Source organism: Saccharothrix mutabilis subsp. mutabilis, from assembly GCF_039521145.1.
In the GTDB taxonomy this organism is placed as follows: Bacteria; Actinomycetota; Actinomycetes; order Mycobacteriales; family Pseudonocardiaceae; genus Actinosynnema; species Actinosynnema mutabilis.
Genome location: NZ_BAAABU010000001.1, coordinates 456,906 through 481,424 on the forward strand (window position 1 = coordinate 456,906; position 24,519 = coordinate 481,424).

A 24,519-nucleotide genomic window follows, 5' to 3' on the forward strand; every position below is an offset into this window, starting at 1 on the left:
CTGCCAGGAGGGGTCGGGCGCGCACATCTCCAGTCGGAGGGCGACCGGCCAGTAGGTTCACCGGCCGGCCGCCGCGTGGGCCGAAGGATCTTCCGTCACCCGGCGGGCGAGCCGTTGACCGTGGTGGACGCGGTCGCGGGAGAGGTGGATCAGCCCAGCTCCTTCTCCGCCTGCGCGATGGCCGCGAACTCCTCCTCCGGCGCGGCGGCGACCAGGTGGTGGCGGCTGTAGAACCAGAAGTAGGCCAGGGCGACCACGACGATGCCCGCGGTGATGCCGGCGGCCAGCTCGTCCACGAAGAACGTCGCCACCACGGCCGCGACCGCCAGCACCAGCGCCACGCCCGTGGTGACGATGCCGCCCGGCGTGCGGTACGGGCGCTCCAGGTTCGGCTCGCGCACCCGCAGCACGATGTGCGACAACATCATCAGCACGTACGACAGCGCCGCGCCGAACACCGCGATGTTGATCAGCAGTGCGCCGTTGCGGGTCACCGACGCCAGGACGAACCCGATCGCGCCGGGCACGATCAAGGCCAGGTACGGCGTCTTGCGCTTGCCCGTCCGGGACAGCCAGCGCGGCAGGTACCCGGCGCGGGACAGCGCGAACAGCTGCCGCGAGTAGGCGAAGATGATCGAGAAGAAGCTGGCGACCAGACCGGCCAGGCCCACGTAGTTCACGACCTGGGCGAGCAGGTTGTCCCCGCCGTACGCGGCCCGCACCGCGTCGGGCAACGGGTTGTTGGACGCCTTCAACGCCTCCGACCCCGCCCCGCCGGGCGCGAACACCAGGATGGCCCCGGCGAACAGCAGCAGCGCCAGCATCGCGCCGATGATGCCGCGCGGCATGTCCCGCTTCGGGTCGCGCGCCTCCTCGGCGGCCAGCGGCACGCCCTCCACGGCCAGGAAGAACCAGATCGCGAACACCAACGCGCCCAACGCGCCGGTCACGCCGAACGGCAGGAACGAGCCGCCGCCGACGTCGAACAGCTTGTCTGCGTCGAACTTGGGGATCATGCCGATGATGAACGCCAGCAGCGCCACCACGGCGACGCCGGTGATCACGAACATCAGCCGCAGCGCCTCGCCCACGCCGTACAGGTGCACGCCGATGAAGATCAGGAAGCACACCAGGTACACCGGCCACGAGTTGGTCAGCCCGAACAGGCCCAGCGTCTCGACGTACCCGCCGATGAACACGGCGATGGCGGCGGGCGCGATGGCGTACTCGATGAGGATGGCGACACCGGTGGCGAAGCCGCCCAGCGGGCCGAGCGCGCGGCGGGCGAAACCGTAGCCCGCGCCCGCCACGGGGAGCGCCGCGGCGAGTTCGGCCAGCCCGAACACCATGCACGTGTACATGGCGCCCATCAGGACCGTGGCGATCAGCAGACCGCCCCACCCGCCCTCGGCCAGGCCGAAGTTCCAGCCGGCGAAGTCGCCGGAGATCACGTACGAGACACCGAGTCCGGCCAGCAGGACCCAGCCCGCCGCGCCGCGTTTGAGCTGTCGGTGCTCCAGGTACTCGTCGCCCACCTTCTCGTACTCGACGTGCTTCGCCATCTGCGCTCCCTAATGGGTTAGTTGCGCTCCTTTGAAGGTGGTTGAGGGTGGCGCGTGGCCTGCGGTCATGTCAATGGGGGTCTAGTGTCCTGAGCTGGTTGATGTCAGGATGGGGCGTCCAATGGCTCGCTGTCATACCTTTGGAGGTACGCCGGGATGCTCACCGTCGAGGAGTTGCGCGGGCTCGTGGACACCGGTGAGATCGACACCGTCCTGGTGGCGATCGTGGACATGCAGGGCCGGTTGCAGGGCAAGCGCTGCGCCGCGCGCTACTTCCTGGACGAGGTCCTGGCGCACGCCGCCGAGGGCTGCAACTACCTGCTCGCGGTGGACGTCGACATGAACACCGTGGCCGGCTACTCGATGTCGTCCTGGGACCGCGGCTACGGCGACTTCGTGATGAAGCCCGACCTGTCCACGCTGCGCCGCGTGCCGTGGCACGAGGGCACCGCGATGGTCCTGTGCGACGTCGAGTGGGAGAACGGCGAACCCGTCGTCGCCTCGCCCCGGCAGGTGCTGCGCCGCCAGCTCGACCGGTTGGCCGAACGCGGTCTGCAAGCCTTCGTGGGCACCGAGCTGGAGTTCATCGTCTTCGACGACACCTACGAGGACGCCTGGAAGCGCGGCTACCGCGACCTGACACCGTCGAACCAGTACAACGTCGACTACTCCCTGCTGGGCACCGCCCGCATCGAGCCGCTGTTGCGGGCCATCCGCAACCACATGGCGGGCGCGGGCCTGGAGGTCGAGTCGGCCAAGGGCGAGTGCAACCCCGGTCAGCACGAGATCGCCTTCCGCTACAAGGAAGCGCTGGCCACGTGCGACAACCACAGCGTCTACAAGACCGGCGCCAAGGAGATCGCGGCCCAGCACGGCAAGTCGTTGACCTTCATGGCGAAGTACAACGAGCGCGAGGGCAACTCCTGCCACATCCACCTGAGCCTGCGCTCGACCGACGGCGAGCCGGTGTTCGCCGAGGGGCACGGGATGTCCGGGCTGATGAAGTCGTTCCTGGCCGGGCAGCTGGCCGGGTTGCGCGAGCTGACCTACTTCCTCGCGCCCAACATCAACTCCTACAAGCGGTTCGTGCCGGGCAGCTTCGCGCCGACGGCGGTGGCGTGGGGCCGGGACAACCGGACGTGCGCGCTGCGCGTAGTCGGGCACGGGCAGTCGCTGCGGTTCGAGAACCGCGTGCCCGGCGGGGACGTCAACCCGTACCTGGCGGTGGCGGCGCTGATCGCGGCCGGGCTGCACGGCGTGGAGAACGACCTCCGGCTGGAGGACGCGTTCGAGGGCAACGCCTACGGCTCGGACCGGGCGACCGTGCCGACGACCCTGCGCGACGCGGCGTCGTTGTTGGCCCAGAGCGGCATCGCGCGGGAGGCGTTCGGCAAGGACGTCGTGGACCACTACCTCAACGCGGCCCGGGTGGAGCTGGCCGCCTACGACTCGACCGTCACCGACTGGGAGCGCATCCGTGGCTTCGAACGGCTCTAGGCCGCTCATCGGGATCAGCACGTACCTGGAACGGACGCGGTTCGGCGTGTGGGACGTGGACGCGGCCGTGCTGCACCGGGACTACCTCGACTCCGTCGTGCGGGCGGGCGGCCAGCCGGTGCTGCTGCCGCCGGTGGGGCAGTGGTCGGACCTGTCCTTCCTGGACGGTCTCGTGGTCGCCGGCGGCGCGGACGTCGATCCCGCCCGCTACGGCGCGGCCCGCGACCCCCGCACCGGCCCGGCGGCCGTCGAGCGGGACGCCGCGGAGTTCGCGCTGGTGGCGTCGGCCCTCGCGGCGGACCTGCCGTTGCTGGCGGTGTGCCGGGGGATGCAGGTCCTGAACGTGGTGCTGGGCGGGACGCTGGTCCAGCACGTCGACGGGCACAACGTGACGCCGGCGGTGTTCGAGAAGGTCGACGTGGCGGTGTCGCCGGGCAGCCTGCTCTCCGGGGTCGTCGGGCCGGCGGTGTCGGTGCTGTGCCACCACCACCAGGCGGTGGACGTGGTGGGGGAGGGGCTGTCCGTGGTGGGCCGCGCCCCGGACGGGGTCGTGGAAGCGGTCGAGCTGCCGGACCGGCGGTTCGTGGTGGGTGTCCAGTCGCACCCGGAGGCGAGCCGGGAGGACCGGGTCTTCGGGGCGTTCGTCGAGGCGGCGAGGAAGGGTGGGGGCGAGTGACTGCCTTCGAGGTCATCAACCCGGCGACGGCGGAGGTCGTGCGGTCGGTCGAGCTGGCGTCGGTGGAGGAGACCGACGCGGCGATCGAGCGGGCGCGGGCCGCGTTCCCGGCGTGGCAGGCGGTCGCGCCCGGCGATCGGGCCAGGTTGCTGCGCCGGTTCGCCGACGAGGTGGACGGGGCGATCGAGGAGCTGGCCGCGCTGGAGGTGCTCAACGCCGGGCACACCATCGGCAACGCCCGCTGGGAGGCCGGGAACGTCCGCGACGTCCTGCACTACTACGCCGCCGCGCCGGAACGGCTGTTCGGGCGGCAGATCCCGGTGGCGGGCGGCTGGGACGTGACGTTCCAGGAGCCGCTCGGCGTGGTGGGCGTGATCGTGCCGTGGAACTTCCCGATGCCCATCGCGGGCTGGGGCTTCGCGCCCGCGTTGGCCGCCGGGAACACCGTGGTGCTCAAGCCCGCCGAGCTGACGCCGTTGACGGCCCTGCGGCTGGCGGAGCTGGCGTTGGCGGCGGGCATCCCGGAGGGCGTCTTCCAGGTGCTTCCGGGAGCGGGACCCGTTGTGGGGCAACGGTTCGTGACGCACCCGGCGGTCCGGAAGGTCCTGTTCACCGGGTCCACGCGGGTGGGCAAGCAGATCATGGCGGGCTGCGCCGAGCAGGTGAAGCGGGTGACGCTGGAGCTGGGCGGCAAGTCGGCCAACATCGTCTTCGCCGACGCCGACCTGGAGCAGGCCGCCGCGACCGCGCCCTACGGCGTGTTCGACAACGCCGGGCAGGACTGCTGCGCCCGGTCGCGCATCCTGGTCCAGGCCTCGGTGTACGACAAGTTCATGGAACTGCTGGAGCCCGCGGTCAAGGGCGTCGTCGTGGGCGACCCGGGCGACGAGAAGACCGAGATGGGGCCGCTGATCTCGGCCACGCAGCTGGACCGGGTGTTGGCCTACGTCCCCCATGACGCGCCGGTCGCGTTCCGGGGTTCAGCGCCCGGCGGACCCGGCTTCTGGTTCCCGCCCACGGTCCTCGCGCCGGTGTCCCCGCGCGACCCGGCGGCGGTGGACGAGATCTTCGGGCCGGTGGTGGCGGTGATCCCGTTCGCCGAGGAGGAGGACGCCGTCCGCCTGGCCAACGACAGCGAGTACGGGCTGTCCGGGTCGATCTGGACGCGGGACGTGGGCCGGGCGCTGCGCGTGTCGCGGGCGGTGGAGGCCGGGAACCTGTCGGTCAACTCGCACTCCTCGGTGCGCTACTGGACGCCGTTCGGCGGGTTCAAGCAGTCCGGCCTGGGGCGGGAGCTGGGGCCCGACGCGCTCGAACCGTTCACCGAGACCAAGAACGTCTTCATCGCTCATTGATGATTGGGAGAGACATGGCACAGCGATTGGACGGCCGGGTGGCCGTCGTCACCGGCGGCGGCAGCGGGATCGGGCTGGCCTCGGTGCGCAGGCTCGCGAGCGAGGGCGCGCGGGTGGTCGTCGCGGACCTCGACGCGGGCACCGGCAAGGCCGCCGCCGACGAGGTGGACGGCCTGTTCGTGCAGGTGGACGTGACCGACGAGGAGCAGGTGTCGGCGCTCTACCAGACCACCGCGGACACCTACGGGTCGGTGGACATCGCGTTCAACAACGCGGGCATCTCGCCGCCGGACGACGACTCGATCCTCACCACGGGCATCGAGGCGTGGGACCGGGTGCAGAAGGTCAACCTCACGTCGGTCTACCTGTGCTGCAAGTACGCCATCCCGCACATGCTGGAGAAGGGGAAGGGCTCCGTGATCAACACGGCGTCCTTCGTGGCGACGATGGGCGCGGCCACGTCCCAGATCTCCTACACCGCCTCCAAGGGCGGCGTGCTGGCGATGAGCCGGGAGTTGGGCGTCCAGTTCGCGCGGCAGGGGGTGCGGGTCAACGCCCTGTCGCCCGGACCGGTCAACACGCCGCTGCTGCGGGAGCTGTTCGCCAAGGACCCCGAGCGGGCGGCGCGGCGGCTGGTGCACGTGCCGCTGGGGCGGTTCGCCGAGCCGGAGGAGATCGCGGCGGCGGTGGCGTTCCTGGCCAGCGACGACTCGTCGTTCATCACGGCGTCGAACTTCCTGGTGGACGGCGGCATCGCGGGCGCCTACGTTACCCCGCTGTGATGATGCCCTTGCAGGACGCGTTGTTCCGCCCGGTCCGGGCGGGCAACGCGTTCGAGGAGACCGTCGAGCGGCTCATGCAGGCGATCCGGCTGGGCGTCGTCCCGCCGGGGGAGCGGCTGCCCGCGGAACGGGAGCTGGCGACCCGGCTCGGGGTGAGCCGGGTGACGCTGCGCGAGGCGATCCGGTCGTTGCAGGACGCCGGGTACGTCGAGTCGCGGCGCGGCCGGTACGGCGGGACGTTCGTGAACACCACCCTGCCGGCGGCCTCCCCGGGCCGTCCCATCGCGACACCCGAGCTGCTCGACGCCCTGACCCTGCGCACGGTCCTGGAGACCGGCGCCGCCGAGTGCGCCGCGTCCCGTTCCCTGGGTCCCGCGGAACGCCGCAACCTCGGCGCCCGCCTGACCGAGTGCTCGTGCGCGTCCCTGGACGAGTACCGCCGCAAGGACTCGCGCCTGCACCTGGCGATCGCGGAGTCCACGGGCTCGGCGTCACTCACCGCGGCGATCGCGGACGTCCGGATGCGGGTGAACGAGCTGCTGGACCGCATCCCGCTGCTGCCGCCGAACCTGGCGCACTCGAACGACCAGCACGAGCTGATCGTGACGCGCATCCTGGAAGGCGACCCGGAAGCCGCGCGGCGGGCGATGGCCGAACACCTGGACGGCACGGCCTCACTGCTGCGCGGCTTCCTGAGCTGACGTCAGCGTTCCCGGGCGGGCCCCCGATCGTCCATCCGGGAATGCCCGGGCCGCTCGAACGCCCCACCGCGCCGGTCGTGCCCGCGGTCGTGGTCGACCATGGACACGATCCCGCCGCCCAGGACCAGGCCGAGCAGCCCGACGGCGACCAGTTGGGTGGCCCGGTGCCGGGCGAACCTGCCGACGGCCGAGCTTCGGCGGGGCGGCGGGAAGCCCGGGTGACCGGGCGGCGTGTGGGTCGGCGGAATCCCGCCTCCCGGTCCGTTTTGCGGCTCGGCCCCCGCCTGCGCGCCGGCGGGCTGCGGCTCGGGTGCGGCCGGCGGTTGTTCCGCCGCGGTTGCCGCCGGCGGCTCGGCCCCCGCCTGCGCCCCACTCACCGGTCGGTCGGGCGGCTCGGCCTCGGCGGGCGTGTGCGGCCCCGTGTCGGCGGCCTGCGCCCCGCGCGCCGGCTCGGCCTCGGCGGTGTGCGCGAAGCCCTCGGCCGGCGGAGTGGGCAAGGGGCGCGTGCCCGCGTCCGGCGTGTCCTCGGGGCGTTGGTCTGGCATGGCTCGGCTCCTGTGCTCAAGGGTCTGCCCCACCAGCGTGCGTCCCCCACCTGAGCGGACCCTGATCGCCGGCTGTGAAAGAGCTGTCGTCAGCATGTGTTGACGCCCGCCCGCCGTCAGCATATGTTGACGACATGTCCACCATCGCCGATCTCGGCCGGGCCGCGCAGGGCACCGACCCGGACGCCGGGTTGCGCGCCGTCGCCCGCCTGCGGGTCCTGGTCGAGCAACTGGAGGCCGCGCACGTCGCCGCCGCCCGCCGCGCCGGCTGGTCCTGGCGCGACATCGCCACCCGCCTCGGCGTCACCAAGCAGACCGTGCACCGCAAACACGGACGGAGTGAGCCCGATGTTCCGCGCTGACCCCGAACTCGGCCGCGTCGTCGGCCGCGCCCTCAGGATCGCCCGCGACCTGGGCCACCCCCGCACCGGCAGCGAACACCTCCTGCTGGCCCTCACCTCCTTCACCGGCCACGAAGACGCGATCCGCGAAGCCGTCCGAGAAGCCGCGCCACGGGGAGCCGGCGCGGCGGCGGACCGCGCAGCCCTCGCCGCTCTGGGCATCGACTTCGACCAGCTCACGGCCGGCATCCGCCTGGACGAACCACCCGTCGGGGAACCGCTGTTCCCGCTGGGCGCAGCCCGAGCCCGCCAACGCTGCGCCCGGCTCGACCCACCCCTCGGCCTCGACGCCCAAGCCGCCTACGAAGCCTCCCTGCGCTTCGCGCTGGCCCGCCGCGAGCGCCGACACCGCCCCGAACACCTCGCCCTGGTCCTGGTCGCCCTCGACCCCGGGGTGGCCTGGGTCCTCGACACCGCCCGGGTCGACCGCCTCGCACTGGCCCACCGCCTGGCCCGAACCTTCCCACCCCCACGCCGAAACCCGTTGCTGCGCCTGGAAAGACGCCTGGGCAGCGCCATCCGCCACCGCGACCTGGTAACCCGCTACCAACGCACCACGGGCCGCACGGCAACCTCCTCGATAGCCGCCTTCATCACCACCCAGCGCGCTTGACCTTGAGCGCGCTCCAGTTCGTAGCGTCCTGTGTGGAAGGCCGAACACACAGGAGGCAGACATGATCCCCACCCGACACCTGGGCGACCTCGCCGTTTCCGCGCAAGGCCTGGGCTGCATGGGCATGAGCCACGGCTACGGGACCTCCGACGACACCCAGTCGATCGCGACCCTGCACCGCGCCCTGGACCTCGGCGTCACGCTGCTCGACACCGCCGACTTCTACGGCTCCGGGCACAACGAGGAGCTGATCGGGCGGGCCGTCGCCGGGCGACGCGACCAGGCCGTGATCGCCACCAAGTTCGGGTTCGCCAACCGCCTGGGCGAACCGACCGTGATCCGCGGCGACGCGTTCCACGTGCGCAAGGCGTGCGAGGACTCGTTGCGGCGGCTCGGGGTGGACCACATCGACCTGTACTACCTGCACCGCGTCGACCCGTCCGTGCCGGTCGAGGAGACCGTCGGCGCGATGTCCGAGCTGGTCAGGCTGGGCAAGGTGCGGCACCTGGGGTTGTCGGAGGCGAGCGCGGCCACGATCCGGCGCGCGCACGCCGTCCACCCGATCTCGGCGTTGCAGAGCGAGTGGTCGTTGTGGACCAGGGACATCGAGGACCCGGTCGTGCCGGTGTGCCGCGAACTGGGCATCGGCCTGGTGCCGTTCTCGCCGCTGGGACGGGGTTTCCTGACCGGGCGGTACCGGTCGGTGGAGGGGTTGGCGGACAACGACGTCCGGCGGTCGCAGCCACGTTTCTCCGACGGCAACCTGGAGCACAACCTCGCCGTGGTGGCCGTCGTCGAGGAATTGGCCGCGGCGAAGGGCATCACCGCCGGGCAACTCGCCCTGGCCTGGGTCCAGCACCGCGGGCAGGACGTCGTGCCGATCCCCGGAACGCGTCGCCGGCGCAACCTGGAGGAGAACCTGGGGGCGCTGGACGTGGTCCTGTCCGAGGACGACCTCAAGGTGCTGGACGAGGTCGGCGACCAGGTCGCCGGCGAGCGCTACGACCGGACGAGCCTGCGCTTCGTCGACCGCTGAGCGCGGAATTGTCGTACCCCCTCGGTACCGTCCTCGACATGATCACCGCTGAGGAAGAGGCCCGGTTCTGGGCCCTGTTGGAACAGGCGTGGGCCGGCGCGAGCGCCGAGGCCGCGCACGCCCGTCGCGCGTTGGTCCGGCGCGACCCGGAGGAGGACGACGGCTTCGACCAGGCCGCCGTGCTGGAGGAGCAGGTCGAGGGCGTGCTCGACCGGCTGACAGAGCTGTGCGCCGACCTGACGAGCGAGGAATTGACCGCGCTCGACCGCGTGGGCGAGCGGAAGTTGTACGAGATCGACCGGGAGGACGTCCACGAGCACACAGACGGGTCCGACGACGGGTTCCTCTACGCGCGCGGTTTCATCCTGGTGCTCGGGCGGGAGTTCTACGAGGCGGTCGCGCGCGATCCGCGGTTGGCGGTGGAAGACGCCTCGGCCGAGGACTTCTGCTACTTCTTCGCCCATTTGCACGAGGAGCGGTTCGGGGAATTCCCGGAGACGGGGTCGGGGATCTCCCGGGAATCCGGCGCGAACCAGGCCGGGTGGGCCCGAGCGGAGGTACCGTCGGAGGTGTGATCGACTTCGAGAAGGCGTCCGTGTTCAAGCTCGCCCCGTGCAAGCCGGAGGACATCGCGGGCCAGGTGTCCCCGATCCTCATCCAGGGCGAGCAGATCGTGTCGTGCTTCAAGACGGTGCGCGACTTCGTGGTGTTCACCAACAAGCGCGTGATCGCGGTGAACGTGCAGGGGATGACGGGCCGGAAGAAGGACTTCACGTCCCTGCCGTACAGCCGCGTGCAGGCGTTCTCGATCGAGACGGCGGGCACCTTCGACATGGACGCCGAACTCGACCTGTGGTTCTCCGGCCTGGGCAAGGTCCGACTGGAGTTCCGCGGGCACGCCGACGTGCGCCTGCTGGGCCAGATGATCGCCACGTTCGTGCTCTGACGCCCCCGAGCCCGCCGCTGCCGACACGTCACCCGATCGTGCGACATGTCGATCTCGGCACCAAACACCGACTCGCGCGTCCCGTAAACAAGGAGCGCGGGACGGGGGAGCCCACGGTCCCGGGACAACCGAGCCGAACACGCACCAAGCGCCCCGACCCGGCGAGCGGCCCGGCCCGGCGGCGAGCGGCCCGACCCGGCCCGGCGAGCGGCCCGACCCAGCAAGCCTCCCGACCCAGCGAACCGACCCAGTCCGGACCGGCGGTCAGCCTCCCGATCCCGGCCGGTCCGGCCCAGCGGCTGCCCAGCGGCTGCTCGGCGAATGCGGGGCGGTTGCTCGGCGAATGCGGGGCGGCTGCTCAGCGGATGGAGCGGGTGGTGCCGTCCCAGCCATCCAGGGCATCGGGCAGGACTTCGGCCAGCTGCACCGGGTACACCGTGTCCCCGGTCTCGCGCAGCTCGTCCACCGACCACCACCGGTGCCGGCGGATGGTCTGCTGCTCCAGCTCCTGGAACCGCGAGGTGTCGACCTCCGCGCCCTCCACCCGGTGCACGAAGAACCACTCCTCCGACGCGAAGCTCAGCCCGTCGAACGTGAACGCGACGTGCCGCTTCCACACCGGCCCGACCAGCGCGTCCGGCGCCACCACCAGCCCGGTCTCCTCGTGGGCCTCGCGCACGGCCGCGTCCCGCAGCCCCTCGCCCGCCTCGACGCCGCCCCCCACGGTGAACCAGAACAGCTCGTCGGGCCGCGCCGGGTCGAAGCCCTCGAACAGCAGTACCCGGCCCTCGCGGTCGGCCAGCACCACCCGGGCCGACACGCGTGGCGTCGGGGCGTCGGTGTCCGGTTCGGCGATCTCGAAGTACGACGGCGTCGGCGCGGTGCCGGCCAGCCGCAGCCAGCGCACCAACCGCCACCGCCGCAGCGCCAACGTGTCCCGCACGGCGTCGTTGTGCACGCGCCGCGCCAGGACGACCCGCTGCTCGGCGTCGGCCAGCTCCGCCGCGAGCGCGGGCGCCAGCACGGACCGGTCCAGCCCGTCGAGCAGGGCGCTCAGCTCGTTCTCGGCCGTCTCGCGGTCGGCGCGCCCGGCCCGTTCCGCCCGATCCGCCGCCGCACGCAGCTCGGGCGTCCCGCACACCACCGCGACCGCCCGCGTCACCACCGACCGCCGAGCCAGGGCCGCGTCCAACGCCGCCCACGCCGCGTCGGTCCGCACGTGCAGCCGGTCCAGCCGGTTCGCCGTGCCCAGCACCCACGGCCCGACCAGGACCACGACGCCCAGCAGCACCAGGAACGTCAGCGCCACACCCGAACTGGTCACGCCTCACCCACTCCGCGTCACGCCTCAGCCACCCGCCGCGGGTCGGCCGCCATCGCGCTCTCGTACACCCGCAACACCTGCGCCGCCACCACCGACCAGTCGTAGGTCATGACCCGCTGCCGCGCGGCGTCCACGTAGGCCGCCCGCCGCCGCGGGTCCGCCAGCAGCTTGCCCAACGCCGCCGCCAGCGCCGCCGAGTCGCCCACCGGCGTCAGCACGCCCGCCTTGCCGTCGTCGAGCACCCGCCGGAACGCGTCCAGGTCGCTGGCCACCACCGCCGCGCCGGCCGACATCGCCTCGGTCAGGATGATGCCGAAGCTCTCACCACCGGTGTTCGGCGCGCAGTACACGTCGACGCTGCGCAGCGCCCGCGCCTTGGTCTCGTCGTCCACCATGCCCAGGAACACCGTCCGCGCGGCCACCTCCGGCCCGGCCGCCTTGCGGAACTCGTCCTCGTCACCGCGCCCCACCACGAGCAACCGCACGTCCCCGGGCAACGCCCGGAACGCCTCCAGCAGCACGGGCATGCCCTTGCGCGGCTCGCTGAACCGGCCGACGAACCCGACCGTCCCGCCGGCCCGCGGGTACCCGTCCAACGGGGTCGCGTCGGCGAAGAACCCGACGTCCACGCCGTTGGGGATCTCCACCGCGTCCCCGCCCAGGTGCTCCACCTGCACGCGCCGGGCCAGCGCGGACACCGCGATCCGCGCGGTGATCTTCTCCAGGAACGGCTGCAGCACGCCCTGGAACGCGGACAGCATCTTCGACCGCGGCGTCGAGGTGTGGAAGGTGGCCACGATCGGCCCGTCCGCCACCATCAGCGCCAGCATCGACAGCGACGGCGCGGTCGGTTCGTGCAGGTGCAGCACGTCGAAGTCGTGCTCGGCGATCCACCGCCGGACCCGCGCGAAGGACACCGGCCCGAACGACAGCCGCGCCACCGACCCGTTGTAGGGGATGCTCACCGCCCGCCCGGCCGGGGTCACGAACTCGGGCACCGGCGTGTCGTCGTCCGCCGGCCCCAGCACTTCGACCTCGTGGCCCAGGGAACGCAGCGCGCGCGCCAGGTCGACCACGTGCGCCTGCACCCCTCCGGGCACCTCGAAGGAGTACGGGCAGACGATGCCGACCTTCACCGGGTGCCCTCCCTGCGGGCCAGCACCCGTTCCAGCGCCTTCTGCCGGCTCGCCGGCAGGTCGGCGAGCCACAGCTGCTGCAGCATGTGCCAGTCGGTGGGGTGCGCGGCGATGTCGGCGGCGAACACGTCGGCCAGCTGCTGCGTGGCCGAGCCGACGCCGCCGGTGCCCGAGACCCGGATCGGTGGGTGGATGCGGAACGACCAGCCGTCCTCGGTGAACCACAGACCGACCGGGAGCAGCGCCGCGCCGGTCGTCGCGGCCAGGTGCGCCGGGCCGGCGGGCATCAGGGTGCGTTCACCGAAGAACGTCACCGGCACGCCGCCCGCCGTCAGGTCCCGGTCGGCGAGCAGGCACACGACACCGTTCGCGCGCAGCCGTTCGGACAGCACCACCGCGGGGTTGCGCTCGCCGCCGGTCAACGGCAGCACCTCGAAGCCCAGCGACTCGCGGAACCGGATGAACCGCTGGTAGAGCGACTCGGGCTTGAGCCGTTCGGCGACCGTGGTGAACGTTCCGGTGTGACCGACCAGCCACACGCCCGCCATGTCCCAGTTGCCGCAATGCGGCAGCGCGGCCACCGCGCCGTTGCCCGCCTTGAGCGCCGCGTCGAGGTTCTCGACGCCGCTGATCGTCCGGTCGCACTCGGCGAACGCGGCCTTGAGGTCCATCGACGGCAGCCGGAACGCCTCCCGCCAGTACCGGGCGTAGGAGCGCAGGCTCAGCCGGACCAGCTCGTCCAACTCGGCCTCGCCCGCCCGGGGCACCACCCGCCGCAGGTTCGCGCGCAACTGCCGGACCCCGCCACCGTCGCGCTTGGCGGCGAAGTCGGCGGCCCGGTCGAACAGCGCGACCGCCACCCGCTCCGGCAACAGCCGCACCAGCCGCCACCCCGCCGCGTACCCGAGGTCGGCCAGCCGCTCCTTCATGTCCCCAGCTCCTTCGCGGCGCGCCACACGGCCAGCACCCGCTGCACCACCGTGACCACGACGAGCGCGGCCAGCAGGTACAGCGCGACGGGGAGGACGTAGGGCACGCCCAGCCCGTGCAGCCCGACACCGACAAGCACGACGATGAACCGCTCGGCCCGTTCGGCGACCCCGCCGTCGGCGGCGAGCCCGGACGCCTCCGCCCGCGCCTTCACGTACGAGATGACCTGTGCCCCCACCAACGACACCATCGACGCCGCCGCCAACCCGTGCTCGTCCGCGCCGAAGCACCACCAGGTGACGGCGGCGAACAGGGCCCCGTCGGCGATCCGGTCACAACTGGCGTCCAACACGGCCCCGAACTTCGTCCCACCGCCCTGGGCCCGCGCCATCGCGCCGTCGATCAGGTCGAACAGGACGAACGCGGTCACCACGGCGGCCCCGACGAACAACTGCCCGCGCGGGATGAACCACAACGAGGCGGCGACGGACCCGATGGTCCCGGCCACGGTGACGATGTTCGGCGTGAGGCCGCGGCGCAGCAGCCACGCACCGATCGGATCGGTGACGCGCGAGACCGACGCGCGGGCGAAGATGTTCAGCATGGGGCGGCGACTGCACCTACCGGTGGGGACGACTGGGTCCCAGGCAGCCTAACGGCCCAGCTCAGCCCGAGCCGACGCGGTAGGCCGGAAGATCCCTGTCGTGTCGCCCACGCCCACCCGGAACGGGAGGTGGGCGGCCTCCGGCCCCCGACACCATTCTCCCACGGACCACCGACAAAACCGCGAGACGAGCCGGTGTGGGGACGGGAGGCAAGCAGCTCGGGAGGGTGACGCGGACATGCGCGGCGGGGCGCGAGGCGCGGCGAGGGGCGAGGCGCGGCGGGGGCAGATGGGCGCGGCGAGGTGGGGAAGTGCGGCGCGGGGGCGGTGGTTCGGGGCGATCCGGCGGTCGGGGGCGCGGCGCGAGTCACCTCGGCGGGACTCCGGCGACGAAGTCGCGCGCGGCGGAGCCGCGAGGCGGCGGTCGCGCCGCCCTGGCTTGTGCGCTGTGTGCCGTGCCGACCACGCACCGCCCGGACGCCGCCGCGCCCTCCCGGCCCCACGAGACAGCCGCGCGACGCCCGACCCGCGACGCCCGCCCGGCCCGGTCAGCCCAGCCGAGCCCAGCCCTCGCCGAGCCAGCCCAGCCCGACCAGCCCAGCCCGACCAGCCCGACCAGCCCGACCAACCCCAGCCGAGCCAGCCCCAATGAGCCAGCGCCAACCCGCCACCCGGCAGGTCAGCCCAGCTTCCGGTGGTCCGTGGCGATCGTGTCCAGCAGGTCCTCCAGCTGCTCCCCCCGCATGGCCAGCCGCTCCAGCCGGTTGAACAAGGTCAAGTACTCGCGCACGTCGTGCGGGTCGGTGATCGTCGCGTTCCCGGTCAGCACGCTCAACGTCACCACCCGCTCGTCGTACACCTGGAACCCGTGCAGGGCGACCAGGTTGACGTCGGCCGTCCACGGCACGACCCCCAGCTGGACGTTCGGCCGTCGCATCAAGCCACGCAGGTGGTCCAGTTGCTCGCACATCAGGTCCGCCGACCCCATCCGCCACCGCAGCGCCGCCTCGGCCAGCAGGAACACGAAGCGCTTGCCCAGGTCGTCCATGCGCGCCCTGCGGCTGCGCAGGGTCGCCACGGCCGTCTCCTGCTCGTGCGCCGGCGTCGCGGACAGGACCACCCGCAGGTAGTTCTCGCTCTGCAACAGCGCCGGGACGCCGGCGTTCTGGAAGAAGCGGCTGGTCGTGGCCCTGGCCTCGATGCGGGCCACGGTTTGCTGGTGGCGGTGGGCGCCGCGGTGCAGGACCACTCGGCGGGTTTCGGCCTCGGCGTGCAGTTGGCGAGCCAGTTCGACCAGTTCGAGCCTGGTCTCCCGGGTCGCCGACAGCTCGGCCACCAGGCGCTCCACGTCGGTCACGGATGGGAGGAGCATGCCGTTCTCGATCTTGGACAGCTTGGACTGGCTCATCCCGGTCGCCCGCGCGGTGGCCGTGCCGGTCATCTTGGCCTCCGTGCGCAGCCTGCGTAACTCGCGCGAGAGCCGTTCTCGGGCCAGCCGCGAACGCTCAGGTGCGGTCATGAAACGCACGTTATCGATGAACGCGATCCGTGACGATCGGCCACACAGGGAATACTGGCCGTTACACGATGATCATCCGGCACAAGAGGACGTGATTCACGCCACCTCGCACGCGCCAATGCACCTGCACGTGCGATTACCAGTGACGGCGAATCGTCACGAATGCCACGCTTCCGACAACAACTGCCGGGTTTCCCCCAGCAACTGCGGCAGGACCTTCGTCTGCCCGATGACCGGCATGAAGTTCGCGTCGCCGCCCCACCTCGGCACCACGTGCTGGTGCAGGTGCGCGGCGATCCCCGCCCCGGCCACGACGCCCTGGTTCATGCCGATGTTGAACCCGTGCGGCGAGGCCACGGCCCGGATCACCCGCATCGCCCGCTGCGTGAACGCCGCGAACTCCGCCGTCTCCTCCACGGTCAGGTCCGTGTAGTCCGGGACGTGCCGGTACGGCAGCACCATCAGGTGACCCGGGTTGTACGGGTACAGGTTGAGCACCGCGAACACCCGCTCGCCGCGCGCGAGGATCAGGCCGTCGGCGTCGTCCAGTTCGACCACCCGGCAGAACGGGCAGCCCTCCGGCTCGTCGCCGACCGCCTTGCCCTCCCCGCGCACGTACGAGAGGCGGTGCGGGGTCCACAGCCGCTGCAACGCGTCGTGGACCCCGACCCCGTCCTGCTCCTCGTACCGCGGCGTCACTGGACCAGTTCCGCCGTGGGCGAGGCGTTCTCGCGCCGCGCCACCCAGTCCACGATGGTCTCGACGGCCCGCGCCACCGGCACGCCGTTGATCTGCGTGCCGTCGCGGAACCGGAACGAGACCGCGCCGTTCTCCACGTCCTTGCCGCCTGCCAGCAGCATGAACGGGACCTTCTGCGTGGTGTGGTTGCGGATCTTCTTCTGCATCCGGTCGTCGGAAGCGTCCACTTCGACCCGGATGCCGTGCGACTTCAAAGCCGCCGCGACCTGCTCCAGGTGCTCCACGTGCTCGTCGGCGATCGGGATGCCGACCACCTGCACCGGGGCCAGCCACGCCGGGAACGCGCCCGCGTAGTGCTCGGTCAGCACGCCGAAGAACCGCTCGATCGACCCGAACAGCGCCCGGTGGATCATGATCGGCCGCTGCCGCGACCCGTCCGGCGCGGTGTACTCCAGCTCGAACCGCTTGGGCTGGTTGAAGTCCAGCTGGATGGTGGACATCTGCCACGACCGGCCGATGGCGTCCTTGGCCTGAACCGAGATCTTCGGCCCGTAGTAGGCCGCGCCGCCCGGGTCCGGGACCAGTTCCAGCCCGGAGTCCTCGGCCGCCTGCCGCAGCGTCTCGGTGGCGTCCTCCCACTCCTGCGGGTCGCCGATGAACTTCGGCGAGTCGTCCCGGGTGGACAGTTCCAGGTAGAAGTCGGTGAGGCCGTAGTCGGCGAGCAGGTCGAGGACGAACTTGAGCAGCGACCGCAGCTCCGCGCCCATCTGCTCCTTGGTGCAGTAGATGTGCGAGTCGTCCATCGTCAGGCCGCGCACGCGGGTCAGGCCGTGCACCACACCGGACTTCTCGTACCGGTACACCGTGCCGAACTCGAACAGCCGCAGCGGCAGCTCGCGGTAGGACCGCCCGCGCGACCTGAAGATCAGGTTGTGCATCGGGCAGTTCATGGCCTTGAGGTAGTAGTCCTCGCCCTCGAACTCGATGGGCGGGAACATCGTGTCCGCGTAGTACGGCAGGTGGCCGGAGGTGTGGAACAGGCCGCTCTTGCTGATGTGCGGCGTGTTCACGAACTCGTAGTCGGCCTCCTCGTGCCGGCGGCGCGAGTAGTTCTCCAGCTCCCGGCGGATGATGCCGCCCTTGGGGTGGAACACCGCCAGGCCCGAGCCCAGCTCGTCGGGGAAGCTGAACAGGTCCAGCTCGACGCCGAGCTTGCGGTGGTCGCGGCGCTCGGCCTCGGCCAGCAGCTCCAGGTAGGCGTCCAGCGCCTCCTGCGACTCCCACGCCGTGCCGTAGATGCGCTGCAGCTGCGGGTTGTTCTCGTTGCCGCGCCAGTACGCCGCGGCCACGCGGGTGAGCTTGAACGCCGGGATGTGCTTGGTCGTCGGCACGTGCGGGCCGCGGCACAGGTCGCCCCACACGCGCTCGCCCGAGCGCGGGTCGAGGTTGTCGTAGATCGTCAGCTCGCCGCCGCCGACCTCCATGACCTCGGCGGTGTCCACATCGCTTTTGATGTCGACCAGTTCGAGCTTGAACGGCTCGCTGGCCAGCTCCGCCTTGGCCGCGTCCACGGACTCGACCACGCGCCGGTCGAACCGCTGCGCGCCCTTGATGATCTGCTTCATGCGCTTTTCCAGCGCCTGGAGGTCCTCGGGCGTGAACGGCTTCTCGACCTGGAAGTCGTAGTAGAAGCCGTCCTTGACCGGCGGGCCGATGCCCAGCTTGGCCTCGGGGAACTGCTGCTGCACGGCCTGGGCCAGCACGTGCGCGGCGGAGTGCCGGATCACGCCGCGGCCGTCGGGGGTGTCCGCGGCCACCGCCTCGACCTCGACGTCCACGCTCGGCGCCCACGACAGGTCGCGCAGGTGACCCTCGGCGTCGCGGACCACGACGATCGCGTCCGGCCCCTTGCCCGGCAGCCCGGCCTCCCGGACGGCCGTGCCCGCAGTGGTCCCGGCCGGCACCACCACGCGCGGTGGGGCGAGAGCGGCTGCGGGGCTCGACTGGGACACGGTGACTCCTCGGGTCGCTGGTGGTGCCTTTCCCCGAGATGCTATCGGTGCTCACCCAGCGCTTATCGCCGGACATGGGTTCCCGGCCGGGTCAAGCCGCGCCGGCGGCGGTCAAGCCCTCGTCAGGCCGCACCCCGCTCTGCCGGCCGGTGGACGCGGGCGGTCACTCCGCGTCCACCGGCCGAGAATCACCGGGCGTGCGGAATGACCTCATTCCCGTAAGCGGTCAGGGTCTTGTCCTTGTCGTCGTGCATCAAATAGAGCGCGAAATTGGTCACGCCCAATTCCTTGAGTTCCCGCAACCGCTCGACGTGCGCACTCGCCGGTCCCAACAGGCAGAACCGGTCCACGATGTAATCGGGCACGAAATCCGTGGAACGGTTCCCCGCCTTCCCGTGGTGGGAATAGTCGTAACCCTCCCGGTCCTTGATGTAGTCGGTCAGCGCCTTGGGCACCACACCCCCCGCGCCGTACCGCTCGACCAGGTCGGCCACGTGGTTGCCGACCATCCCGCCGAACCACCGCAACTGCTCGCGCTGGTGCGGCAGGTCGTCACCGACATAAGCCGGCGCGGCGACGCACATGGTGATTTCCGCGGGGTCGCGGCCGGCCGCCTGCGCCGCTTCCCGGACCGACCCGATGGTCCACCGCGCGATGTCCGGGTCGGCCGTCTGCAGGATGAACCCGTCGGCCTGTTCGCCGACCACCTTCAACGCCCGCGGCCCGTAGGCGGCCATCCACATCTCCAGCTTCCCGTCCCGCACCCACGGGATGCGCACGGGCGTGCCGTGGTGCTCGACCTCCCGGCCCTCGGCCAGGCCCTTGATCACGGTCATGGCCTGCGACAGGTAGGCCAGCGACGCCGGCTTGCGCCCGATGACCCGCCGCGCGGAGTCGCCGCGCCCGATGCCGCACACCGTGCGGTTGCCGAACATGTCGTTCAGGGTGGCGAACAGGCTGGCCAGCACCGACCAGTCCCGCGTGCTGGGGTTGGTCACCATCGGGCCGACCACCAGCTCCGACGTCCGCGCCAGCACCTGCGAGTAGATGACGAACGGCTCCTGCCACAGCACCGTCGAGTCGAACGTCCAGCCGTAGCGGAAACCGTTGTCCTCGGCGGCTTTCAAGCCGGTCACGACGTCCCGCGCGGGCGGGTCGGTCTGCAGCACCACGCCGAAGTCCACGGCGACCACCCCCTCACACCAGGTACTGGTTCAGGTCTCGGGACAGGAACCGGCCGTGGCCGGTCGAGCCCCGGAAGCCCGACGCGTCCACCACCACCCGGCCGCGCGAGAGGACCGTGTCCACCCGGCCGGTGATCTCCATGCCCTCGTACGCCGAGTAGTCCACGTTCATGTGGTGGGTGGCCGCCGAGATCGTCTGCCGCGGCTTCGGGTCGTAGACCACCAGGTCGGCGTCCGCGCCCGGCGCGATGACGCCCTTGCGCGGGTAGAGCCCGAACATGCGCGCCGGGGTCGTGGAGCTGATCTCCACCCAGCGGGCCAGGCTGATCTCGCCCTTCACCACGCCCTGGTGCAGCAGGTCCATCCGGTGCTCGACGCCGGGCATCCCGTTGGGGATCTTGGAGAAGTCCCCGCGGCCCAGCTCCTTCTGGTCCTTGAAGCAGAACGGGCAGTGGTCGGTCGACACCACCGACAGGTCGTTGGTGCGCAGCCCCCGCCACAGCTCCGACTGGTGCTCCTTGGGCCGCAGCGGGGGAGAGGCCACGTACTTCGAGCCCTCGAAGTCCGGCTTGGCCAGGTCCTCCAGCGACAGGTACAGGTACTGCGGGCACGTCTCGGCGAACACGTTCTGCCCGGTGTCGCGCGCCTTCGTGACCGCGTCCAGCGCCTGCGCCGCCGACAGGTGCACGATGTAGAGCGGCGAGCCGGTCACCTTCGCCAGCGTGATCGCCCGCGAGGTCGCCTCGCCCTCCAGCTCCGCCGGCCGGGTCAGGCCGTGCTCCACCGGCTCGGTGCGGCCCTCCGCCAGCGCCTGCGCCACCAACTGGTCGATCGCGATGCCGTTCTCCGCGTGCATCATGATCGTGGACCCGGTCTCGCGCGCCTTCTGCATCGCGCGCAGGATCTCCCCGTCGGTGGCGTAGAAGACGCCGGGGTAGGCCATGAACATCTTGAAGGTGTTCACGCCCGCCTCGACGCAGGACTCCATCTCCTTCAACGACGTGTCGGTCACGTCGGAGACGATCATGTGGAACCCGTAGTCGATCGCGCAGTTCCCGTCCGCCTTCGCGTGCCACTTGTCCAACGTGGACAGCAGCGAGGTGCCCTTGGCCTGCACCGCGAAGTCGATGATGGTGGTCGTGCCGCCCCACGCCGCCGCCGTGGTGCCGGTGGCGAAGGTGTCGGCGGAGAACGTGCCGCCGAACGGCATCTCCATGTGGGTGTGCGCGTCGATCCCGCCCGGGATCACGTACTTCCCGGCGGCGTCCACGACCTCGTCGGCCGCCAGCGGGAACCCCGGGGCGACCAGCGCGGCGATCGTCTCGCCGGCCACCAGCACGTCGGCGGCCACGGCCCCGGTCGCGTTCACCACCAGGCCGCCCTTGATCAGGATCGTCATGGCTTCACCAGCGATTCGTAGGAGTCGGGGCGGCGGTCGCGGTAGAACGCCCACAGGTCGCGCACCTCGGCGAGCTTGTCCATGTCGAGGTCGCGCACGACGACCTCCTCCTCGGTGTCCGACGCCGCCTCGCCGACCAGCTGCCCGCGCGGGTCCACGAAGTAGGACTGGCCGTAGAACTCGTTGTCCCCCAACGGCTCCACGCCCACCCGGTTGATCGTGCCGACGTAGTACTCGTTGGCCACGGCCGCCGCGGGCTGCTCCAGCCGCCACAGGTACTCCGACAGCCCGCGCGAGGTCGCCGACGGGTTGAACACGATCCGCGCCCCGCCCAGCCCCAGCGCGCGCCACCCCTCGGGGAAGTGCCGCTCGTAGCAGATGTAGACGCCGACCTTGCCCACCGCGGTGTCGAACACCGGGTAGCCGAGGTTGCCGGGCCGGAAGTAGAACTTCTCCCAGAACCCCTTCACCTGCGGGATGTGGTTCTTGCGGTGCTTGCCCAGGTACGTGCCGTCGGCGTCGATCACCGCGGCGGTGTTGAAGTAGACGCCCGGCTGCTCCTGCTCGTACATCGGCACGACCAGCACGACGCCGTTCTGCTCGGCCACCTGGCACATCAGCTCGGTGGTCGGCCCGTCGGGGATGCCCTCGGTGTAGGAGTAGTAGTCCGCGTCCTGCACCTGGCAGAAGTACGGGCCGTAGAACAGCTCCTGAAGGCACACGACCTGCGCGCCCTGCGACGCGGCGGTGCGGACCGCCTCCACCGCGTTCGCGATCATCGACTCCTTGTCGCCGGTCCACTTCTGCTGGACCAGCCCCGCACGGACGATGTTGCTCACGCGTGCTCCCTCCGCGGCGCAAGCGCCAGGTAGACGAGGAGGCCGCCGAGCAGACCGACGACCCAGTTGTAGTCGTAGAGCGGTTTCAGCGGCGGGATCAGCCCGTCCGCCGGGAACGGGCCCCCGTAGGCGCCGCCCACCGCGAGCACCGAGCCCACGGCCGTGGCGACGACCGCGCGCCAGTTCCAGCCCGCGCGGAACCAGTAGGCGCCGCGCCCGGACAGGTACAGGTCCGGCAGCTCCAAGCGGGTCTTCGCCAGCATCCAGTAGCCCGCGACGAACACGCCGGCCACCGACGCCAGCAACCCGCCGTAGAAGCCCAGCCACGCGAAGATGTAGATGTTCGGGTCCGAGATCAGCCGCCACGGCTGGATGACGATGCCGATCACGCCGGTGATCAGGCCGCCCAGCGCGAAGGTGATCCTCCTCGGGAACGCGTTGGAGAAGTCGTAGGACGGGCTGACCACGTTCGCGGCGAGGTTGGCCGAGATGGTCGCCAGCACCAGCGCGACCAGCGCCACCAGCACGACCGCGGTCGAGTCGAACCGGCTGGCCAGCTCCGCCGGGTCCCAGATCGCCTCGCCGTAGAGCGCCACCGCGCCGGAGGTGGTCAGGATGGCCACCAGCGCGATGAACGACATCGTCGTGGGCAGGCCGAGCACCTGCCCGACCGCCTGCTTGCGCTGGCTGCCGCCGAACCGGGTGAAGTCGGGCATGTTCAGCGACAGCGTCGACCAGAACGCGATCATGCCCATCAGCGCCGGGAAGAACACCTTCCAGAAGTCCGGGCCCCAGCCCAGCTTCGACGGCTCGGACAGGATCGGCCCGAACCCGCCCGCCTTGACCGCCACGTACGCCAGCAGCACCAGGAACCCGACGCTGACCAGGGGAGCGGTCCAGTTCTCGAACCGGCGGATGGCCTCCATGCCGCGCCAGATCACCAGCATCTGCACCACCCAGAAGCCCAGGAAGCACAGCCACAGCGTCCACACCTGGCCCAGCACCACCGGCGCGTCGGTCCAGCCGTCACCGGCCAGTCGGCCGACGATCACGTGCAGCGCCTTGCCGCCCACCCACGTCTGGATGCCGAACCACGCGCACGCGATGAACGCCCGCAGCAACGCCACCAGGTTCGCGCCCCGCACGCCGTAGAACGCGCGGGCGAACACCGGGAACGGGATGCCGTACTTCGTGCCCGCGTGGCTGTTGAGCAGCATGGGCACCAGCACGATCAGGTTGCCCAGGGTGATGGTCAGGAACGCCTGGAGCCAGTCCATGCCCAGCGCGACCAGGGACGCGGCCAGGGTGTAGCTGGGGATGTTGTGCGCCATGCCCATCCACAGCGCGAAGAAGTTGTAGGTCGTCCAGGTGCGCTGGTCGAGCGGCACCGGGGCCAGCTCGGGGTTGTAGTGCGGGCTGTCGGAGATCGCGGAGTGGTCGCGCAGCTCCACTCGGCCGTCGGGATCGGATGTGACCTGGGTTGCGGAGTCGAGGGCCATCGGTCACTCCCCTGTTACGCTCGTGGAACACCGTCCGGTCAGGCGATTCGGCGCGTTTCCCATCCCGGAATCCTCGGGTCGGCCCGCGTGCGAAGGGCAGTGTCAGAGTGTCCACGTTTGCCATGATCAGGGCACACTCTGTCCATTGCCACCCCGAGCGGCCCGCCGGGCCGGGTGCGCCGGGTCCCGCCGGCCCTCGACACCCCCGTTCACAGTCCCTACCGTCGGTCGGGTGAAGCTCGAACTGCGGCACCTCCGCGTGGTCTGCGCGATCGCCGACGCCGGCAGCCTGTCCAAGGCCTCCTCCGTCCTGGGACTGGCCCAGCCGGCGCTCACCGCGCAGCTGCACCGCATCGAAGGGCTCCTCGGCGGCAAGCTGTTCGACCGCGACCACAAGGGCGCCCGGCCCACCGCGCTGGGCGAACTGGTGCTCGAACGCGCCCGGGTGCTCCTGCCGGCGTTCTCCCGTTTGCAGGAGGACGCGTTGCGCCTGGTGGACGAGGACCTGCCGACCGACCGGTTCCGGGTGGGCGCGGTCAACGGCCCGATGCTCGGCGGCCTGGTGCACCGGCTCACCGAGGCGCACCCCGGCGCGCACGTCGGCACCCAGGTGTCCTGGTCGGGGGAGGAACTGGCGGCCTCGGTGGCGCAGGGCCGCCTGGACTACGTGCTGGTCGGGGTGTGCGGGGACGCGCCGCCGCCCTCGGAGTACGGCCTGACCTGGAGCGTGGTCGCCGTGGACCCGGTGTGCGTGCTCATCGCCGAGGACCACCCGCTGACCCTGCTCGACGAGGTGCCGCTGTCGGCGCTGAAGGACATGCAGTGGGCCGCGACGCCCGGCGACGGCTGCTTCGGCGACTGCTTCTCCGCCGCGTGCACGCGGGCCGGGTTCGCCCCGCGCACCCTGTACGAGGTGGACATCATGGGCTGCATCGACCTCGCCCAGTCCGGTGACGTGATCGCGCTGTGCCAGCCGACGTTCCGCCGCACACCGGGCCTGGCCGTGCTGCCGATCGCGGGCGTGCCGCTGCGCTGGCGGCACCTGATGGGCTGGGACCCGGAGAGCCCGGCGGCGGCGTTGGGCCCGCAGGTCCTGCGCTACGCGGCCGAGGCCTACCGGGAGACCGCCGAGCGCAACCCGCGCTACACCGGTTGGCTCGGCGACCACCCGGAGTTCGGCGCAGTGCCGCACCACGCGGTCGTCTGACCATCAGCCGTTCTTATGACCGAAGCGGTATTACCGCGAACGGACGGACGCAA

The 24,519-nt window shown here is 71.3% G+C and carries 24 protein-coding genes and 1 pseudogene; 11 read left to right on the plus strand and 14 right to left on the minus strand.

All coding sequences use genetic code 11. The annotated features are described in order from the left end of the window. Nucleotides 1-149: 149 nt before the first annotated feature. Nucleotides 150-1,562: an ethanolamine permease gene (gene eat / locus ABD126_RS02180; protein WP_343931855.1), complete on the minus strand. Its 1,413-nt coding sequence runs from the start codon at nucleotides 1,560-1,562 to the stop codon at nucleotides 150-152. Between the two features lie 156 nt (nucleotides 1,563-1,718). Here eat and ABD126_RS02185 point away from each other — a divergent pair, with 156 nt between their 5' ends. Genes ABD126_RS02185 through ABD126_RS02205 form a run of 5 tightly spaced genes read left to right on the plus strand, consistent with a single transcriptional unit; the run spans nucleotide 1,719 to nucleotide 6,573 of the window. Further along, nucleotides 1,719-3,059, plus strand: a complete 1,341-nt coding sequence (locus ABD126_RS02185; RefSeq protein WP_343931856.1) for a glutamine synthetase family protein — start codon at nucleotides 1,719-1,721, stop codon at nucleotides 3,057-3,059. Further along, nucleotides 3,040-3,735, plus strand: a complete 696-nt coding sequence (locus ABD126_RS02190; RefSeq protein WP_343931857.1) for a gamma-glutamyl-gamma-aminobutyrate hydrolase family protein — start codon at nucleotides 3,040-3,042, stop codon at nucleotides 3,733-3,735. Before ABD126_RS02185 ends, ABD126_RS02190 begins: the two co-directional genes overlap by 20 nt. Next, nucleotides 3,732-5,090, plus strand: coding sequence for an aldehyde dehydrogenase family protein (locus ABD126_RS02195; protein WP_343931858.1), 1,359 nt, complete (start codon nucleotides 3,732-3,734; stop codon nucleotides 5,088-5,090). Before ABD126_RS02190 ends, ABD126_RS02195 begins: the two co-directional genes overlap by 4 nt. 14 nt (nucleotides 5,091-5,104) lie before the next feature. Next, on the plus strand, nucleotides 5,105-5,872 hold the full coding sequence (locus tag ABD126_RS02200) for a 3-oxoacyl-ACP reductase (protein WP_343931859.1): 768 nt from the start codon (nucleotides 5,105-5,107) through the stop codon (nucleotides 5,870-5,872). Continuing rightward, nucleotides 5,872-6,573 carry a FadR/GntR family transcriptional regulator gene (locus ABD126_RS02205; protein ID WP_343931860.1) on the plus strand — a complete coding sequence of 234 codons (702 nt, stop codon included), beginning with the start codon at nucleotides 5,872-5,874 and terminating at the stop codon, nucleotides 6,571-6,573. The genes ABD126_RS02200 and ABD126_RS02205 overlap by 1 nt, the downstream gene beginning before the upstream one ends. Before the next feature lie 2 nt (nucleotides 6,574-6,575). Here the strand turns inward: ABD126_RS02205 and ABD126_RS02210 are convergent, their stop codons facing one another. After that, nucleotides 6,576-7,118: a hypothetical protein gene (locus tag ABD126_RS02210; protein WP_343931861.1), complete on the minus strand. Its 543-nt coding sequence runs from the start codon at nucleotides 7,116-7,118 to the stop codon at nucleotides 6,576-6,578. Nucleotides 7,119-7,252: 134 nt separating this feature from the next. On the opposite strand from ABD126_RS02210, the gene ABD126_RS02215 reads away from it, so the two are divergent. The 5 genes from ABD126_RS02215 (at nucleotide 7,253) to ABD126_RS02235 (ending at nucleotide 10,114) form a co-directional block, all read left to right on the plus strand. Beyond that, complete coding sequence (locus tag ABD126_RS02215) at nucleotides 7,253-7,480, plus strand: helix-turn-helix domain-containing protein (protein ID WP_343931862.1); 228 nt, start codon at nucleotides 7,253-7,255, stop codon at nucleotides 7,478-7,480. Next, a complete protein-coding gene (locus ABD126_RS02220; RefSeq protein ID WP_343931863.1) occupies nucleotides 7,467-8,132 on the plus strand; it encodes a Clp protease N-terminal domain-containing protein in 666 nt (221 codons plus the stop codon). The genes ABD126_RS02215 and ABD126_RS02220 overlap by 14 nt, the downstream gene beginning before the upstream one ends. Nucleotides 8,133-8,193: 61 nt before the next feature. Next, complete coding sequence (locus ABD126_RS02225; RefSeq protein WP_343931864.1) at nucleotides 8,194-9,168, plus strand: aldo/keto reductase; 975 nt, start codon at nucleotides 8,194-8,196, stop codon at nucleotides 9,166-9,168. Between the two features lie 38 nt (nucleotides 9,169-9,206). Next, nucleotides 9,207-9,743: a DUF4240 domain-containing protein gene (locus tag ABD126_RS02230; RefSeq protein WP_343931865.1), complete on the plus strand. Its 537-nt coding sequence runs from the start codon at nucleotides 9,207-9,209 to the stop codon at nucleotides 9,741-9,743. Then, entirely contained in the window at nucleotides 9,740-10,114 is a 375-nt protein-coding gene (locus ABD126_RS02235; protein WP_121219447.1) for a PH domain-containing protein, read from the plus strand. Before ABD126_RS02230 ends, ABD126_RS02235 begins: the two co-directional genes overlap by 4 nt. Nucleotides 10,115-10,472: 358 nt before the next feature. Here the strand turns inward: ABD126_RS02235 and ABD126_RS38755 are convergent, their stop codons facing one another. The 12 genes and pseudogenes from ABD126_RS38755 to ABD126_RS02290 form a co-directional block, all read right to left on the minus strand. Next, complete coding sequence (locus ABD126_RS38755) at nucleotides 10,473-10,934, minus strand: NUDIX hydrolase (protein ID WP_425542727.1); 462 nt, start codon at nucleotides 10,932-10,934, stop codon at nucleotides 10,473-10,475. Nucleotides 10,935-10,955: 21 nt separating this feature from the next. After that, nucleotides 10,956-11,423, minus strand: a pseudogene (locus tag ABD126_RS38760) (exopolyphosphatase); the annotation flags it as partial. 32 nt (nucleotides 11,424-11,455) lie between these two features. Further along, nucleotides 11,456-12,574 carry a glycosyltransferase family 4 protein gene (locus ABD126_RS02245; RefSeq protein WP_343931867.1) on the minus strand — a complete coding sequence of 373 codons (1,119 nt, stop codon included), beginning with the start codon at nucleotides 12,572-12,574 and terminating at the stop codon, nucleotides 11,456-11,458. Further along, on the minus strand, nucleotides 12,571-13,503 hold the full coding sequence (locus tag ABD126_RS02250; RefSeq protein WP_343931868.1) for a phosphatidylinositol mannoside acyltransferase: 933 nt from the start codon (nucleotides 13,501-13,503) through the stop codon (nucleotides 12,571-12,573). The genes ABD126_RS02245 and ABD126_RS02250 overlap by 4 nt, the downstream gene beginning before the upstream one ends. Further along, nucleotides 13,500-14,108 (minus strand): phosphatidylinositol phosphate synthase, encoded by a 609-nt coding sequence (gene pgsA / locus ABD126_RS02255; RefSeq protein WP_343931869.1) that lies wholly within the window; start codon nucleotides 14,106-14,108, stop codon nucleotides 13,500-13,502. The genes ABD126_RS02250 and pgsA overlap by 4 nt, the downstream gene beginning before the upstream one ends. 679 nt (nucleotides 14,109-14,787) lie before the next feature. Beyond that, on the minus strand, nucleotides 14,788-15,627 hold the full coding sequence (locus ABD126_RS02260) for a helix-turn-helix domain-containing protein (protein WP_343931870.1): 840 nt from the start codon (nucleotides 15,625-15,627) through the stop codon (nucleotides 14,788-14,790). Nucleotides 15,628-15,783: 156 nt separating this feature from the next. Further along, nucleotides 15,784-16,326: an HIT family protein gene (locus ABD126_RS02265; RefSeq protein ID WP_343931871.1), complete on the minus strand. Its 543-nt coding sequence runs from the start codon at nucleotides 16,324-16,326 to the stop codon at nucleotides 15,784-15,786. After that, nucleotides 16,323-18,338, minus strand: coding sequence for a threonine--tRNA ligase (thrS, locus tag ABD126_RS02270; protein WP_343931872.1), 2,016 nt, complete (start codon nucleotides 18,336-18,338; stop codon nucleotides 16,323-16,325). The genes ABD126_RS02265 and thrS overlap by 4 nt, the downstream gene beginning before the upstream one ends. 188 nt (nucleotides 18,339-18,526) lie before the next feature. After that, on the minus strand, nucleotides 18,527-19,522 hold the full coding sequence (locus ABD126_RS02275; protein WP_343932182.1) for a TIGR03842 family LLM class F420-dependent oxidoreductase: 996 nt from the start codon (nucleotides 19,520-19,522) through the stop codon (nucleotides 18,527-18,529). Nucleotides 19,523-19,535: 13 nt separating this feature from the next. Next, the gene (gene hydA, locus ABD126_RS02280) at nucleotides 19,536-20,921 is read right to left on the minus strand and encodes a dihydropyrimidinase (protein WP_343931873.1); all 1,386 of its coding nucleotides are present in this window, start codon (nucleotides 20,919-20,921) and stop codon (nucleotides 19,536-19,538) included. Beyond that, nucleotides 20,918-21,760 (minus strand): nitrilase-related carbon-nitrogen hydrolase, encoded by an 843-nt coding sequence (locus tag ABD126_RS02285; RefSeq protein ID WP_343931874.1) that lies wholly within the window; start codon nucleotides 21,758-21,760, stop codon nucleotides 20,918-20,920. The genes hydA and ABD126_RS02285 overlap by 4 nt, the downstream gene beginning before the upstream one ends. After that, nucleotides 21,757-23,259, minus strand: coding sequence for an NCS1 family nucleobase:cation symporter-1 (locus tag ABD126_RS02290; protein ID WP_343931875.1), 1,503 nt, complete (start codon nucleotides 23,257-23,259; stop codon nucleotides 21,757-21,759). Before ABD126_RS02290 ends, ABD126_RS02285 begins: the two co-directional genes overlap by 4 nt. A gap of 232 nt (nucleotides 23,260-23,491) precedes the next feature. Between ABD126_RS02290 and ABD126_RS02295 the strand changes: the two genes are divergently transcribed. Then, a complete protein-coding gene (locus tag ABD126_RS02295) occupies nucleotides 23,492-24,466 on the plus strand; it encodes a LysR family transcriptional regulator (protein ID WP_343931876.1) in 975 nt (324 codons plus the stop codon). Nucleotides 24,467-24,519 lie beyond the last annotated feature (53 nt).